Here is a 14,026-nt window from a genome sequence, read left to right as displayed (position 1 = left end):
TCAAGGGGTAGCAGAAATTGAAATTGGGAGTGAATGATGCTTTGTCACTTTATGTCATGAAATTCGGAGGCAGCTCCGTCGGAGATATCGAGCGTATGAAGCGGGTCGCCAAACGCATTGCTGACAAGCAGGACGAAGGCCACCGCTGCGTCGTGGTCGTATCCGCCATGGGGGATACCACCGACGACCTGATCGACCAGGCCAAGCAGCTTAGCAGCCAACTGCCGGCGCGCGAAATGGATATGCTGATGACGACGGGAGAGCAAATCTCCATTGCGCTGCTGTCCATCGCCCTGAACGGCATTGGACGCGACGCTGTATCTTATACCGGCTGGCAGGCCGGCTTCCGCACGGACGAGACGCACGGACGGGCGCGGATTAACGAGATTGTCCCCGGTCGGGTGCTGGAAGCGCTGGAGAAGAACAAGATTGTTATCGTCGCCGGTTTCCAGGGAATGACCAATGGCGGCGAGATCACAACGCTTGGACGCGGCGGTTCCGATACGACGGCAGTTGCACTGGCTGCGGCTATCAAAGCCGATGTCTGCGAAATTTATACGGATGTCGACGGGGTTTACTCCACAGACCCGCGCATCGTGAAGAACGCGCGCAAGCTTACGGAGATCTCTTACGACGAAATGCTGGAGCTCGCCAATCTGGGCGCCGCCGTGCTGCATCCGCGCGCGGTGGAATACGCCAAACGGTACCAGGTGAAGCTGGTTGTGCGGTCGAGCTTTAATTATAATGAAGGCACTGTAGTGAAGGAGGAAGCAAGCATGGAGCAGGGAGTGGCCGTTAGCGGCATCGCATATGACAAAAATGTAGCACGCATCAGCATTTCGGGAGTGGCTGACGTTCCCGGCGTTCTGGCCCGGGTGTTCAACAAGCTGGCTAATGTGGGCATTAACGTAGATATCATCGTGCAGAGCGGCGTACAGAATGGGGAAGCGGATTTCTCCTTCACCGTCTCGCTTGACGAAATGGAACGGGCTAAAGAGGTCATCCGTCAGATTCGCGAAGAACTGCCGTACCGCGAGGTAACCTCGGAAGATAATCTGGTCAAAATCTCCATCGTCGGCGCCGGTATGGTCAGCCATCCTGGCGTGGCGGCACAGATGTTCGATGTGATTTCGAGTCTTGGAGTCAGCATCAAAATGGTCAGCACCTCCGAAATCAAGGTTTCCTGCGTCGTGGAATCCGGTAAGCTTACGGAGATCATCCAGGCGCTGCATACGGCGTACGGGCTGGATACCGACCAGCAAGTATTTGTAGGCGGTCCTCAGGAACGCCGCTAATCCGGTTATAAGCTCTTAAAGCGGAACGTTTATCCGCGTCTAATACTAAACAAATGAAGGGACTGCTCCAAAGCCTGGCATGGTTTTGGTAACAGTCCCTTTTTTGCGATGAGCTGTTAACGGGTTCATTCTGCTGAAGCGGCCGGTTAGGCCAGCCGTTTGAACCTCCCCAGAATTTCCACCGTTTCCAGCACGTTCACGAAGGCGCTCGGATCGACGGAGATAACGGCTTTGCGAAGCTCCGAAATCTCGTAACGCGTGGTGACTGTCATTAGCATCGTGTTTCCTTCGTGGCTGTAACCCCCCTCCGCGTTGACAACGGTCACCCCATGGGGAAGCCGATTCAACCGCTCCAGCATCTCTTCCTTCCGTTTAGTCACGATGAAGCAGGTTAATTTGACATGCCGGATATGGATCATATCGACCACCCGGCTTTTTACAAATGTACACAGCATGGCATAGAGCGCAGAATCCCAGCTTTTCATAAAGCCGAGGGTCAGCAGGACCAATCCGTCCATAATGAACAGAACCGTTCCCATCGGAACGTCTCTTTTACGCGTAATGATTGACCCCAGAATATCGAACCCGCCCGACGAGCCGCCCGCCCGAAGGGAGAAACCGATGCCCCCCCGCAATAATGACCCCGCCGAAAATACTGGCCAGAATCGGATCCTGGGTTACTTTCATCTGAGGAATAATCGTCAAAAACCATGTCGTGCAGGCGACGCAGAGCATACTGAGGAAAATATATTTTTTTCCAACGGCAACGAACCCCCAGAGCAGAATAGGAAGATTGATACCGAAGTAGATTAGCGAAATATACTTGGGATCGGTCAAGTAACCGATGACGGACGCCGCTCCGGCTACGCCTCCACTAAGCAGCTGGTGAGGGATAAGGAAGAGCTTGAGACCGACGGCGACCAGAAGGGCAGATATAACGACTGTGGCGACTTCTCTGGCTGTTTTGGTTAGACTTTCGAATCGGATAGACATTTCAGGATGACGGGTGTGCATGAAAGCATTCCTTTCTGTGGCGTGACTGTTTTATTATTTCGTTAAAAATATTATATCATACCGATAATAATTTTCTATCAGTTTTTTTTAAAATGTCTTCTTTCTCATCTATATAGTGGATTACCGAATCTGGTTTTATCCTAAATTCTTGTTGTCTAAAGCGGGACAATCCCGCATATCTATGAACTACAGCCGGGAAGCGGCCGTTTCGAAAGACTGAATTGGAACGATCCGGTCGGAAGGAGTTGGACAAAGGTGGACAAGTATGTTAGCTGGATGGCCATTCTGCGCTTGCTGTCTGGTAGTGCTGAGATTACCGCCGCGCTCATTATGCTCAGGCTGAATCAGGTGGACAAGGCATTAGCGGTCAATTCGGCGCTGGCGCTGGTCGGTCCGACCGTGCTCGTTCTGACAACGGCCATCGGCCTTACGGGCATGGCGCAGAATCTCTCTCCGAGCAAGCTGTGCTGGGTGGCGGCCGGCGTAACGTGTCTCTTAATCGGTATTTTGAAGAAATGATAGATTGGTAGTCATATTGCAGACGTACAAGCATAGATATGGAATAAAGCATTCCATAGAAACGACTTGGGGGTACGGCTTATGGCTTTGGACTGGCTCCAAATATTTCCTGAAAAAGTGAAAGCCGCGCTTTCCCGGCTCCCGCTCCCGCTGCTTGAGACGGTGGAAGAAATCCGCATCAGGGAAGGGCGGCCGCTGGAAATCAATTATGCGGGGAATTACCACTTTGTAGACGCAGCCGGCAGGCTGACGCTGGAGCCGGAAGAAGCGTACAAGCCGAATCGGGAGGACAGCCACCGGATGCTTGACCTGATTAGTAATCATTCGCTCTATACGATGGAGGAAGAGCTTCGCAAGGGATTCATCACCATTCCGGGGGGACACCGCATCGGACTGGCCGGGCGGACGGTGCTGAGCAGCGGCAGCGTGGGCCATCTGCGGGATATCGGCGGATTCAACGTCCGGATTGCGCGCGAGATTCCCGGCGTCGCCGACCGAATTTTGCCGCTCCTGCTGGACGACAGCCGCCGCCGGGTCATGCATACGCTGATCCTGTCACCGCCCCAGCACGGCAAGACTACGCTGCTACGCGATCTTGCCCGGCAGATTTCCGCCGGGAGTGCGGGAGATTCCCGGCGTCGCCCCGGCCTTAAGGTAGGAATTGTGGACGAGCGTTCCGAAATCGCCGGAAGCCGAAAAGGGGTCCCTTCCTTTGATATCGGACCGCGCACCGATGTGCTGGACGGCTGTCCCAAGGCCGAGGGCATGATGATGATGATCCGCTCCCTTTCGCCGGATGTGCTGATCGCCGACGAGATCGGCCGGCCGGAGGACGCCGAGGCGCTGACCGAGGCGCTGCATGCCGGAATTACGGTTCTGGCGGCAGCTCACGGCCGCGAGGTGTCCGAGCTGGCACTAAGGCCCGGACTTGGCCCGATCATCGAACTGGGCGTGTTCGAAAGGTATGTCATCCTCCGCCGGTCTGCAGGCGAGCTGACCTTTCGGGTGCTGGACGGCCGCAAACGCCCGCTTCCGGCATCTCCGGGAGAACGCAAAGGAGGCGAATGCCATGCTTAAGCTTCTGGGAGCCGCGATGATCCTGCTCGCGGCCACGCTGGCCGGCTTCCGCAGAGCCAGCCAATATGCGGACCGGCCCCGCCAGATCCGCGGCCTGATCGCAGCGCTTCAGCGGCTGGAGACCGAGATTATGTACGGCTATACGCCGCTGCCGGAGGCGCTCAAACGAATCGCCGTACAGACAAGGGAGCCGCTGCGGGGATTGCTCGTCACGGCGGCTGAAGGAATGAGCCCGCCACAGAACCTGACCGCGCAGGAAGCGCTGGACCGGGCGATGAAAACGCACTGGAGGGCGACCGCGATGAAAATCCCGGAGCAGGAGGTTCTCCGGCAGCTCAGCTGCACTCTCGGCACCAGCGACCGAAGCCATCAGACGAATCATATCGCGCTGGCGCTACAGCAGTTGAAGCAGGAGGAAATATCGGCCCGCGAAGACCAGGCCAAGTACGAAAAGGTAAGCAAAAGTCTGGGACTTCTGCTGGGGGCGCTCATCGTCATTTTGATCTTTTAGCGAGGTGCCAGAAATGAACATTGAAGTCAACGCGATCTTTCAAATTGCCGGCATCGGCATCATTATCGCCATGATTCATACCGTTCTCAAGCAGATGGGCAAAGAAGATATTGCTCATTGGGTGACCGTTATCGGCTTCGTCGTCGTGCTGTTCATGGTCATCCGGATGCTGGACGGACTGCTGCAGGAAATCAAGACGATCTTTCTTTTTCAATAGGCCGCGCCATGGAAATCATTCAAATCGTTGGAATCGGGCTGATGTCGACCGTGCTCATTCTGGTACTGAAAGAACAAAAGCCGATGTTCGCCTTCTTGCTGGCGGCCGCAACGGGCATCCTCATCTTCCTGTTTCTGATCGGCAAAATCGGCGGAGTAATCTCCACGCTGCAGAGGCTTGCGGAGTCATCGGGGATGGAGACCGTGTACCTGAAGACGGTATTCAAAATTATCGGAATCGCCTACATCGCGGAATTCGGGGCTCAGATCGTACGCGACGCGGGTCAGGAATCCATTGCCTCCAAAATTGAGCTGGCCGGCAAAGTGCTGATTATGACGCTGGCTGTGCCGATCATCGGCATCATTATTGAGACGGTTATGAAGCTGCTGCCGGCATAAGGAGTCCCAGTAAGGCCCATCCGCCAAAAGAAAGGAGAAACGGCAATGAACAAGCGTGGCATTTTCCGACCGCCCAAACTAAAAGTCGCGCTGCTGATTGTCTGTCTCGTGTTCATCGGATGGAGCCGGGCGGCCGCTTCTTCGCCAGTTGAGACTGGAACGCCTGCGGACCAATCGGGTGCTTATGTCGGCCAAGCCGGCAGTGCCGCGGGTTACGCCGATACGGACACAGAGGGGCACGGCGCGGCCACGGGACCACCCGGCGGGGCGCAGACCGGTCAGAGCGAAACGCCGGTGGACCAATGGGTAAAGAGCCAAGTCGATAACTTGCCCAAAGATGGAGTCGAGAAATACTGGAATCAACTGATGAAGGATTACGGCGGTTTTTTTCCGGACGGTGCCACTCCCTCGCTCATGGATATGCTGCTTCCCGGGGGTCAGGGGCTAAGCTTGAAAAATGTGCTGTCCGGCCTCCTATCGTACATGTGGCATGAAGTGCTCTACAACGGCAAGCTGCTTGTCACAATTGTCATGATCAGCGTGCTGAGCATGATTCTGGAGACGCTCCAGACAGCGTTTGAACGTAAGGCGGTCAGCAAGGTGGCCTACGCTCTATGCTTCATGGTGGTGATGGTAATTGCGGTCAACAGCTTTAACATCGCCATCGGCTATGCCAAGGACGCTATCGACCGGATGATCGACTTCATGATGGCGATGATCCCGCTTCTGTTCGCGCTGCTCGCGTCCATGGGCAATGTGGTGACCGTCTCGGTGACCCATCCTCTAATCGTGTTCATGATTCATACGGTCGGCACGCTGATTCACACCATGGTGTTCCCGCTGTTGTTCTTCTCAGCGGTTCTGCATCTGGTCAGTTCCATCTCGGACAAATACAAGCTGACCCAGCTTGCGAATCTTCTGCGGAATATCGGCACGGGAGTGCTGGGCGTTCTGCTTACCGTCTTTCTGGGCGTGATCTCCGTCAGGGGCATCACAAGCTCGGTTACGGACGGAGTCACGCTCAGGGCAGCCAAATACGTTACCGGCAATTTCGTACCCGTTATCGGCAAATTGTTCGCGGACGCCACCGATACCGTCATCTCGGCTTCGCTGCTGGTGAAGAACGCCATCGGGCTGTCCGGCGTCATTATCATCCTGTTCCTGTGCGCGTTTCCGGCAATCAAAATCCTCGTGCTGGCCCTCATTTATAATGTGGCCGGAGCCGTAATGCAGCCGCTGGGCGACACGCCGATCGTCTCCTGCCTGCAGACGATCGGAAAGAGCATGATTTATGTATTCGCGGCTTTGGCGGCCGTATCACTCATGTTTTTTCTGGCCGTCACCATTCTGCTGACCGCCGGCAACGTTACGGTCATGATGAGATGAAGCTTCACAAGGAGGAGAACCATGAGCTGGCTTGGGGATTGGCTGCGGGAAATCATAATGATCGTGCTGCTGGCGTCCTTCGTCGAACTGCTTCTGCCTGGCAAATCGATGGAGCGCTATGCGAGGCTCGTGCTCAGCCTGCTGGTCCTGCTTACGATTCTGAGCCCCATCGTCTCGCTGCTGAAAGGCGATGCGGCTTCCGAGCTCAGCCTGGCCTTCAACCGGTCGGACGGCGGGGCGCCCGGGCAAAGCAAGGCGGAAGACGCCGAGCTTGCGCGTATACTGGCCGAAGGGCAGAAGCTGGCCGCAGGCGGGAGGGACCAGAGCCTGAAGCTTGCGGCGCAGCAGATCGCCGGGCAGATGCGGGAGCAGATTGCCGGCGAGACGGGGAAACGGGGAGCGAATGTGACCGTAACACTCGCCCTTGCGAATGGAGCCGGAGACAGTGCCGTGCCGGTAATCACCGGGGTGGTCGTCAAGCTTCCCGCAGAAGGAGTCGCATCGCAGGGCGCAGTCCCAGGGGGTCCCGGCAGCAGCGGGAGTGTTCCAATCACGGTTCAGCCTGTGGAGGATATCAAGGTCGAGCTCGGCGAAGGGAAGAACGGGCTGAAGGAGACCGGAGAGAGCCCCGGGGCGGCAGTTCCGGCGGGAGCCGTACCGGGTGAAGACGGGAGCTCGGGCGGCACCGACGCCAAAGCGGTAACGGCTATGCTCCAGAAGAACTGGAGTCTGGACCCCGAGAAGATTACCGTGCTGAGCGGCAGTGGCGAGAAGCTGTAGGCGCCGTCGAATCGGATTTAACGTGAGGGAGGAGTTACGAAATGGGCAACTGGCTGAAGAAGCTGGAACAGTTGATCGGAGGCGGAGCAGAGAACCCGAAGCGGAACCATACGTTCCGCTGGTTGATTATTCTGGGTTTGCTGGGCGTGGCGATCATGCTGTTCAATTCTTTTGTCAATGTGAAGAAGCTCGACAGCGAGAATACGAGTAGAGAGCCGCCCCAGAACCAGAGCTCGCAGGCGGCGATGCAGGAAACGGCAGATGGAAGTGCCAGCTCGTTTGACGGCATCGAACGGGAGATGGAGAACCGCATGAAGGGAATTTTGGAGCAAATCGTCGGAGTCGGCACGGTGGACATTATGGTTACCGTCGATTCCACCGAGGAGGTCGTCGTCCAGCGGAACATGAACGATTCCCAGCAGCTCAGCGATGAGACCGATGCGAACGGCGGCAAGCGCCACACAACCACGTACACCAGAGACGGCGAGATCGTCACTTACAGTCAATCCGGAGACGAGACGCCGATTATTACCAAACGAATCAAGCCTCAGGTCCGCGGCGTCGTTATTGTTGCCAAAGGAGCCGAGAACAAGGTGGTGAGGGGACTGATCGAGCAGGCGGTGCAAAAAGCGCTGAACGTGCCAAGCTACCGCATTTCCGTCGTGCCGCGCAAACAGGAATAGCTCTTCTTAGCGCAGCGGCCTAAACGCCGAATCCGAAGGAACAGCAAAAAGGAGGAAAAGCAATGAACGGCAAAAGACAAACAATCTGGTTGGTATCCATGCTCAGCTTGATGGTGGTGCTCTCTGCGTATTATTTGTTCACGGAAGACTCGGGCGTTTCATCGCCCAAGGAGACAGCCGGAACGATTCAGGTGGATTCCGTCAAGAATTCGTCCGGCGACGCCCTTCCATCGACGGCCGACAGCGGCGCGGAAGTCAGCGAAGTGACTTCGCAAAACACGGATTCGTCAGCAGATCCTGGGGCTGCCGCTGATCCGAACGCTGCCGCCGATCCGAACGCTGCTGCTGATCCGAATGCCGCCGCAAGCTCGGAGGCAGACGATCCGAACTCGCCGGCGGCGGGAACGGATAACGGCAAATCCGCCGCAGACTCTTCTTCGGAAGGCGCCAAGGATCAGACTTCCGATTCGGCGCCGGCCGCATCAGCCAAACCGGACAGCACCTCGGCGGACAATGGCAAGGATAGCGCCTCGGCGGACGGCAGCGCGTCAAAGAGCGACGCGGCCGTACTGAATGAAGTCGCCTCGCAAAGCGCGTCGGCCTCCAGCCTGTTCACCAACTATTTGTATGAACGAGATCAGAAGAACCTGAAGGAACAGCAGGATTTGATGGCCAAGATCAACGATATGGACAAATCGCCTGCAGACAGCGCGGCCGCCCAGGAGCAGCTGCACCAGTTGGAAGAGAAGGAGTCCAAGATCACCGGAATCGAAGAAAAGCTTCAGCAGCAGTATAGCGAAGCAATTGTCAAGGAAGAAGGCAACTCCTATAAAGTTGTCGTTCTGAGCAGCAAGCTGGACGTGAAGCAGGCGGCTTCCATCATCGATCTTGTCATGAAAGAGCTGAGCGTATCCCAGGATAAAGTGAGCGTACAGCATGTTTCGGAAGAGTAAATCAAACAGAAAAAACTCATAAATTAACGAAAGAGCTCGGGTTTTCCCGGGCTCTTTCCATTTCTTGCGTTTGTGATATAATACATAAAGTTATCATGAAGTATAGGAGGATAAGCTTCGAGCGAATCCGGCATCCTACTAATATTAGTTGAAACGGAAGATGTTCTTTCTCAAGGAAGCGTTAACGTTTCTTCTTTTCCGCCAAGTTGGCGGTTTCAAGTGAAAGCTGAAGGAGTGAACTGATCGAAATGTTCAAATTAAGCGAAATTAAGGAATTGATCAAACTGCTGGACCAGACCTCTTCCGTCCACGAACTGGAGATTGAAAGTGAAGGAATGAAGCTGGCCATCCGCAAACCGGACCGATCCGAAGCGGCGGAAGCGCATGTGGTTCCGGCTGCTCCTTATCCTTATCAATTTACGTCAGCTCCGCAGCCGCCGGTTCCTCAGCAGATTATCGGTCAAGCCGCACCCGCTCAGGCTGCTCCCGTTCAAGCGACTCCGCAGCAGGAGACACCGGCTGCTCCCGCAGAAGGAAACTTACATAAAATCGTTTCTCCCATGGTGGGAACATTCTACACCTCGGCATCACCGGACTCTCCTCCATTCGTCAGCGCAGGCGACCGGGTGACCGAGAAGACAACGGTATGCATAATTGAAGCGATGAAGCTGATGAACGAGCTGGAAGCGGAAGTCCGTGGGGAGATTGTATCCGTTCTCGCCGAGGACGGACAGCTTGTGGAGTACGGCCAGCCGCTGTTCCTGGTGAAACCGGAATCTTAGAATCGGGAGGAAAGAAATGAATATACAAAAAGTGCTGATCGCCAATCGGGGGGAAATCGCCGTTCGGATTATTCGCGCCTGCCGCGAATTGGGAATTTCCACCGTGGCGGTCTATTCGGAGCCCGACCGGGATTCGCTGCATGTCCGGCTGGCCGATGAAGCGTATTGTATCGGACCGACCGCTTCCAAGGACAGCTATTTGAATTTTACGAATATTATGAGCGTCGCCACCCTGACCGAATGTGACGCCATCCATCCCGGCTACGGTTTTCTTGCCGAGAATGCCGATTTTGCCGAGATTTGCGGTTCCTGCAATATCACATTTATCGGACCGTCTCCTGAAGCCATCACGCGAATGGGCGACAAGGCGGTGGCGAAAGATACGATGAAGAATGCCGGAGTTCCGGTTATACCTGGCTCCGACGGACTTATCGAGGATGTGGAAGATGCGGTTCTCCTCGGCAGAGAGATCGGCTATCCGGTTATCATCAAGGCTACGGCCGGAGGCGGAGGCAAAGGCATTCGCATCGCCGAAGACGAGGAATCGCTGATCAAGCAGATTACCGCAGCCCAGCAGGAAGCACAGAAGGCATTCGGCAACGCCGGGGTCTATCTGGAGAAGTATCTGACGGGCATGAAGCATGTCGAGATCCAGATTATCGCCGACAATCACGGCAACGTGGTTCATCTCGGCGAACGGGATTGTTCCGTGCAGCGCCGCCGCCAGAAGCTGGTTGAGGAGGCGCCTTGCCCCGTACTTACGCCGGAAATCCGCCAAGCCATGGGCGATGCGGCTGTCCGCGCCGCGCAAGCCGTGAATTATTCCGGTGCGGGAACCCTGGAGTTTTTGCTCGGGCCGGACGGCCAGTTCTATTTTATGGAAATGAATACCCGCATCCAGGTCGAGCATCCGGTTACCGAAATGGTGACGGGCGTCGATCTGATCAAGGAAATGATCTCGGTGGCCGAAGGAAATCCTCTTTCGTTCACCCAGGAAGATATCGTCATCAACGGCTGGTCGATCGAATGCCGCATTAACGCCGAAGATCCGGCCAAGAATTTCATGCCTTCTCCGGGCAAGATCGGTTTTTACCTGCCTCCGGGCGGACTTGGCGTCCGTGTGGACAGCGCCGCTTACCCCGGCGGAATGATTTCGCCTTTTTATGACTCCATGATTGCCAAGCTTATCGTTTGGGCTCCGACGCGCCAGGAGGCGATTCATAAAATGAAGCGGGCTCTTGGCGAGTTTGCCATTGAAGGAATACATACAACCATTCCATTTCATCAAAAACTGCTGGAGCATCCCGTATTTCTGGACGGTCATTTCGATATCAAATTCCTTGAAGAAAATGAAATTTAGGACGGGGCGGTTTGGTTTGTCATAAAGTTCGCCAAATGATATAGTATGTTTAATGGAGAGACGTGCTTCAAGCTTGCCGTCAGTAACAAATACGAAAGGTGTGGGGGACTAAATGAGTACATTGCCGACAGAATTCGAACGTACGGAAATCGGTGAAATTCAAATCGCTCCCGAGGTGATTGAGGTCATCGCGGGGCTCGCGACCGTAGAGGTTAAAGGCGTAGCGGGCATGAGCGGAGGTTTTGCCGGAGGCATTGTCGAGCTGCTGGGCCGCAAGAACCTTTCAAAAGGCGTTAAGGTGGAAGTTGGACAGCGTGAAGCCGCTGTGGATGTCTCTGTAATTATCGAATACGGTACCCGTCTTCCGGAAGTGGCGGCGGAAATCCAGCGTAACGTCAAGCGGTCGATCGAGACGATGACCGGCCTGACGGTCGTAGAAGTGAATGTGCATATTCACGACGTACAGTTCAAGACAGCAGAGAAGAACACCGTTAGTGACGATACCGATATTGCCCTTCGTGTGAAATAAGGACTTCCGGTCTTCATTAAACCCCCGACGGTCAAGTCGAGGGTTTAGTCTACTTTAAGGAGGTTAAGAGGCTCGTGGCGAAAATTTTGGACAGACTTTTGCTGTTTATCTACAGCTTGAGCATCGGAGCATTATCCGTTATTGCCATCCTCCTGTTAAGCGGGGTTCTCCCAATGAATAATCTGAGGATCCGGGATTGGGACACCGCTTATATTGCTGCGATTGCCGTGGCGGTCATTTTATTTCTTCTTAGTATCCGGTTCTTCTACATTTCTCTGCGCCGGGAGCGGACTTCCACCCTGTCAGTGGATCAGCGAACGGAATACGGGGATATTCAGATCTCGATGGAAACAATCGAGAATCTGAGCCTGAAAGCAGCCGGACGGGTTAAAGGCATTCGCGACCTGAAATCGCGCATCCGTGTTTCCCAGGCGGGACTGGAAATTATGATCCGGGGCGTAGTTGACGGCGAGCATTCGCTGCCGCTCCTGACATCGGAAATCCAGCGGCAGGTACATGAATACGTACAGGAAACGACGGGCGTTCCGGTTGCGGACGTCTCCGTCTATATTGCGAATCTTGCACAGTCCCCAAGCTTCAAAAGTCGAGTGGAATAGAGGTGAGTTTCCCTTATGCCTTGGAGAGAAATTTGGGAAAGTCACGGTGGCAGAATCGCCGGAGTAGCCTTTGGCTTAATTCTTGGCATCATTTATTTAATTAGCGGTTTCTGGGATATGCTGTTCTTTGCACTGGTTGTGTTCATCGGATATACGCTTGGCGGCAGGAAAGACGCGCAGGCTCCATTGTTCCCTTGGCGGGAGCTTCTGGAGCAGCTGTCGGCCCGCTGGCGTCCCTTCAAGTGAACCGCGCTAAAGCCTTTCTTTCGGAGCGAAACTGGTCTGCTGTTTGTTTTGCCCGAGGGAAGGGCGGTGCGGTTTTTTTGCGTTTAATGACTATCTGGAGGTTAAGCAGACGCTGAAGCAAGGACGATGAACAGAACGAAAAGTGTACATCCTAATATAAGCATACCAAGAAGGTCTCCATCCATTTCACATGGAAGCGGGGCATTTGAACGATCGCCTGGATCATTATAAGGAGGAACCCAATGAAAAGACGTGTAGCGAGAGAAATTATAGTACAAAGCCTGTATCAAATGGAGATGAACGAGGTCGAGAGCGGCGAGGCGGTGGAGATGCTGCTGGAAGAAGCGTCGGAGGAGAATGAGACGGAGCGGGTTATTTCGGACGAGCTGCTGCTGAAAGATTATGTGCTCAGCCATGTCAACGGCATTTGGGAAGCCAAGCCTGCGATTGACGATATGCTGGAGCATTACCTGAAAGGTTGGCAGATGAGCCGGCTGTCTCGCGTCGACCGTCAAATTTTGCGGCTGGCGGCCTATGAAATGATCTATTTGAATGATGTTCCGGCCAAGGTTGCCGTCAATGAAGCCATCGAGCTTGCCAAGCATTTCGGCACTGAGGATTCCGGCAAGTTCGTCAACGGAGTGCTGGGAAAAATGATTCAGGATTTGGAAGAGCTGAAGACAAAGCATTCCTAGAAATGAAACTGCTTTAAAAAAGCAAATGAAATGCGTCTTGTTGGCCCTTTTTCGCAAAAGACAACCTTACTACAAAAAGTTCACTAAAGGGGAGATAAGTGTCATGACAGCAGCAATCATCAGCGGTAAACTGGTTTCCGAAGAAATTCGTGTGGATATTGCCCGTGAGGTCGAGGCGCTTTCGCAGCGCGGCGTAAAGCCTGGTTTGGCTGTAGTGCTTGTCGGGGAAGACCCGGGATCGCAGGTATATGTCAACAGTAAGGAAAAAACCTGCATCAGTCTCGGCTTCCATTCGGTAGTTCACCGGCTGCCGGCATCAACTTCCCAGGAGGAGCTGCTCGCGCTCGTTGACGAGCTGAACAAGGCGGACGAAATCGACGGCATTCTGGTGCAGCTCCCGCTGCCAAAGCACATTAACGAAAAAGCGGTGATCGACGCCATCTCCGTAGAGAAGGATGTCGACGGCTTTCATCCGGTTAACGTCGGCAATCTGGTTATCGGCGACGACAGCCTGCTTCCTTGTACTCCGGCCGGTGTAATTGAACTGATCAAGCGCACGGGTATCGATCTTTCCGGCAAACACGCTGTTGTAATCGGCCGCAGCAATATTGTCGGCAAGCCGGTATCCCTGCTGCTCCAGCGGGAGAACGCGACGGTTACCATGTGCCATTCCCGCACAGTGAATATGGCCGAGCTGTGCAAACAGGCCGATGTGCTTGTGGTGGCGATCGGCCGCGCCAACTTTGTTGACGCTTCTTATGTGAAGCCGGGCGCGGTCGTCATCGACGTGGGCATGAACCGTCTGGATAACGGCAAGCTGGCGGGAGACGTTGACTACGATAGCGCCAAGGAAGTCGCCGGTTACATTACGCCGGTTCCGGGAGGCGTAGGCCCGATGACGATTACGATGCTGATGGTGAACACGCTGACTGCGGCCAAGCGCCGCCGCGGACTGGAATAGGAC

Annotated in this window: 19 protein-coding genes; 17 read left to right on the top strand and 2 right to left on the bottom strand. The window is 54.8% G+C overall.

Translation table 11 applies throughout. The features are described 5' to 3' along the window. Window positions 1–41 precede the first annotated feature (41 nt). Window positions 42–1,295, top strand: coding sequence for an aspartate kinase (locus PSAB_RS16725; protein ID WP_025335739.1), 1,254 nt, complete (start codon window positions 42–44; stop codon window positions 1,293–1,295). Between the two features lie 146 nt (window positions 1,296–1,441). On the opposite strand, the gene PSAB_RS26485 is transcribed toward PSAB_RS16725, so the two are convergent. Together PSAB_RS26485 and PSAB_RS26480 are read right to left on the bottom strand one after the other, a co-directional pair. Next, entirely contained in the window at window positions 1,442–1,930 is a 489-nt protein-coding gene (locus tag PSAB_RS26485) for a YitT family protein (protein WP_338045050.1), read from the bottom strand. Next, window positions 1,848–2,309, bottom strand: a complete 462-nt coding sequence (locus PSAB_RS26480) for a YitT family protein (protein WP_338045049.1) — start codon at window positions 2,307–2,309, stop codon at window positions 1,848–1,850. The genes PSAB_RS26485 and PSAB_RS26480 overlap by 83 nt, the downstream gene beginning before the upstream one ends. Before the next feature lie 255 nt (window positions 2,310–2,564). Between PSAB_RS26480 and PSAB_RS16715 the strand changes: the two genes are divergently transcribed. The 16 genes from PSAB_RS16715 to folD all read left to right on the top strand — a co-directional run bounded on the left by PSAB_RS16715 (window position 2,565) and on the right by folD (window position 14,023). Beyond that, entirely contained in the window at window positions 2,565–2,828 is a 264-nt protein-coding gene (locus tag PSAB_RS16715) for a YqhV family protein (RefSeq protein WP_025335738.1), read from the top strand. A gap of 81 nt (window positions 2,829–2,909) precedes the next feature. After that, window positions 2,910–3,905, top strand: coding sequence for a stage III sporulation protein AA (spoIIIAA, locus tag PSAB_RS16710; RefSeq protein ID WP_025335737.1), 996 nt, complete (start codon window positions 2,910–2,912; stop codon window positions 3,903–3,905). Then, window positions 3,898–4,416 (top strand): stage III sporulation protein SpoIIIAB, encoded by a 519-nt coding sequence (gene spoIIIAB / locus PSAB_RS16705; protein ID WP_025335736.1) that lies wholly within the window; start codon window positions 3,898–3,900, stop codon window positions 4,414–4,416. Before spoIIIAA ends, spoIIIAB begins: the two co-directional genes overlap by 8 nt. A gap of 13 nt (window positions 4,417–4,429) precedes the next feature. Beyond that, entirely contained in the window at window positions 4,430–4,633 is a 204-nt protein-coding gene (gene spoIIIAC / locus PSAB_RS16700) for a stage III sporulation protein AC (RefSeq protein WP_025335735.1), read from the top strand. A gap of 8 nt (window positions 4,634–4,641) precedes the next feature. After that, entirely contained in the window at window positions 4,642–5,031 is a 390-nt protein-coding gene (gene spoIIIAD, locus PSAB_RS16695; protein ID WP_025335734.1) for a stage III sporulation protein AD, read from the top strand. Window positions 5,032–5,076: 45 nt separating this feature from the next. Further along, the gene (gene spoIIIAE / locus PSAB_RS16690) at window positions 5,077–6,417 is read left to right on the top strand and encodes a stage III sporulation protein AE (RefSeq protein ID WP_025335733.1); all 1,341 of its coding nucleotides are present in this window, start codon (window positions 5,077–5,079) and stop codon (window positions 6,415–6,417) included. Window positions 6,418–6,438: 21 nt separating this feature from the next. Beyond that, the gene (spoIIIAF, locus tag PSAB_RS24645) at window positions 6,439–7,197 is read left to right on the top strand and encodes a stage III sporulation protein AF (protein WP_025335732.1); all 759 of its coding nucleotides are present in this window, start codon (window positions 6,439–6,441) and stop codon (window positions 7,195–7,197) included. A 41-nt stretch (window positions 7,198–7,238) separates the two neighbouring features. Then, entirely contained in the window at window positions 7,239–7,880 is a 642-nt protein-coding gene (gene spoIIIAG / locus PSAB_RS16680) for a stage III sporulation protein AG (RefSeq protein ID WP_025335731.1), read from the top strand. Window positions 7,881–7,942: 62 nt separating this feature from the next. Beyond that, entirely contained in the window at window positions 7,943–8,833 is an 891-nt protein-coding gene (locus PSAB_RS16675; RefSeq protein WP_025335730.1) for a SpoIIIAH-like family protein, read from the top strand. 248 nt (window positions 8,834–9,081) lie between these two features. Then, entirely contained in the window at window positions 9,082–9,615 is a 534-nt protein-coding gene (gene accB, locus PSAB_RS16670; protein ID WP_025335729.1) for an acetyl-CoA carboxylase biotin carboxyl carrier protein, read from the top strand. Window positions 9,616–9,631: 16 nt separating this feature from the next. Next, entirely contained in the window at window positions 9,632–10,975 is a 1,344-nt protein-coding gene (gene accC, locus PSAB_RS16665; protein ID WP_025335728.1) for an acetyl-CoA carboxylase biotin carboxylase subunit, read from the top strand. A 112-nt stretch (window positions 10,976–11,087) separates the two neighbouring features. Then, window positions 11,088–11,504, top strand: coding sequence for an Asp23/Gls24 family envelope stress response protein (locus PSAB_RS16660; protein WP_025335727.1), 417 nt, complete (start codon window positions 11,088–11,090; stop codon window positions 11,502–11,504). Window positions 11,505–11,578: 74 nt separating this feature from the next. Further along, entirely contained in the window at window positions 11,579–12,121 is a 543-nt protein-coding gene (amaP, locus tag PSAB_RS16655) for an alkaline shock response membrane anchor protein AmaP (protein ID WP_025335726.1), read from the top strand. Between the two features lie 15 nt (window positions 12,122–12,136). Beyond that, on the top strand, window positions 12,137–12,367 hold the full coding sequence (locus PSAB_RS16650) for a DUF2273 domain-containing protein (RefSeq protein ID WP_025335725.1): 231 nt from the start codon (window positions 12,137–12,139) through the stop codon (window positions 12,365–12,367). 242 nt (window positions 12,368–12,609) lie between these two features. Beyond that, a complete protein-coding gene (gene nusB / locus PSAB_RS16645; RefSeq protein WP_025335724.1) occupies window positions 12,610–13,062 on the top strand; it encodes a transcription antitermination factor NusB in 453 nt (150 codons plus the stop codon). A 103-nt stretch (window positions 13,063–13,165) separates the two neighbouring features. Continuing rightward, the gene (gene folD, locus PSAB_RS16640; protein WP_025335723.1) at window positions 13,166–14,023 is read left to right on the top strand and encodes a bifunctional methylenetetrahydrofolate dehydrogenase/methenyltetrahydrofolate cyclohydrolase FolD; all 858 of its coding nucleotides are present in this window, start codon (window positions 13,166–13,168) and stop codon (window positions 14,021–14,023) included. Window positions 14,024–14,026 lie beyond the last annotated feature (3 nt).

Origin of the sequence: Paenibacillus sabinae T27 (assembly GCF_000612505.1) — a bacterium.
Taxonomy (GTDB): Bacteria; Bacillota; Bacilli; order Paenibacillales; family Paenibacillaceae; genus Paenibacillus_AQ; species Paenibacillus_AQ sabinae.
The sequence above is the reverse complement of the archived record's forward strand: the minus strand, read 5'-3'. Positions and strand labels throughout refer to the sequence as shown.

Bases quoted from the DNA above. Each gene is read 5' to 3' on its own strand.
- spoIIIAD (WP_025335734.1), top strand. From the start codon at position 4,642: ATGGAAATCATTCAAATCGTTGGAATCGGGCTGATGTCGACCGTGCTC.
- spoIIIAG (WP_025335731.1), top strand. From the start codon at position 7,239: ATGGGCAACTGGCTGAAGAAGCTGGAACAGTTGATCGGAGGCGGAGCA.
- accC (WP_025335728.1), top strand. From the start codon at position 9,632: ATGAATATACAAAAAGTGCTGATCGCCAATCGGGGGGAAATCGCCGTT.
- PSAB_RS16650 (WP_025335725.1), top strand. From the start codon at position 12,137: ATGCCTTGGAGAGAAATTTGGGAAAGTCACGGTGGCAGAATCGCCGGA.
- spoIIIAE (WP_025335733.1), top strand. From the start codon at position 5,077: ATGAACAAGCGTGGCATTTTCCGACCGCCCAAACTAAAAGTCGCGCTG.
- nusB (WP_025335724.1), top strand. From the start codon at position 12,610: ATGAAAAGACGTGTAGCGAGAGAAATTATAGTACAAAGCCTGTATCAA.
- spoIIIAC (WP_025335735.1), top strand. From the start codon at position 4,430: ATGAACATTGAAGTCAACGCGATCTTTCAAATTGCCGGCATCGGCATC.
- spoIIIAB (WP_025335736.1), top strand. From the start codon at position 3,898: ATGCTTAAGCTTCTGGGAGCCGCGATGATCCTGCTCGCGGCCACGCTG.
- folD (WP_025335723.1), top strand. From the start codon at position 13,166: ATGACAGCAGCAATCATCAGCGGTAAACTGGTTTCCGAAGAAATTCGT.
- PSAB_RS16660 (WP_025335727.1), top strand. From the start codon at position 11,088: ATGAGTACATTGCCGACAGAATTCGAACGTACGGAAATCGGTGAAATT.
- PSAB_RS16675 (WP_025335730.1), top strand. From the start codon at position 7,943: ATGAACGGCAAAAGACAAACAATCTGGTTGGTATCCATGCTCAGCTTG.
- accB (WP_025335729.1), top strand. From the start codon at position 9,082: ATGTTCAAATTAAGCGAAATTAAGGAATTGATCAAACTGCTGGACCAG.
- PSAB_RS26480 (WP_338045049.1), bottom strand. From the start codon at position 2,309: ATGCACACCCGTCATCCTGAAATGTCTATCCGATTCGAAAGTCTAACC.
- spoIIIAA (WP_025335737.1), top strand. From the start codon at position 2,910: ATGGCTTTGGACTGGCTCCAAATATTTCCTGAAAAAGTGAAAGCCGCG.
- spoIIIAF (WP_025335732.1), top strand. From the start codon at position 6,439: ATGAGCTGGCTTGGGGATTGGCTGCGGGAAATCATAATGATCGTGCTG.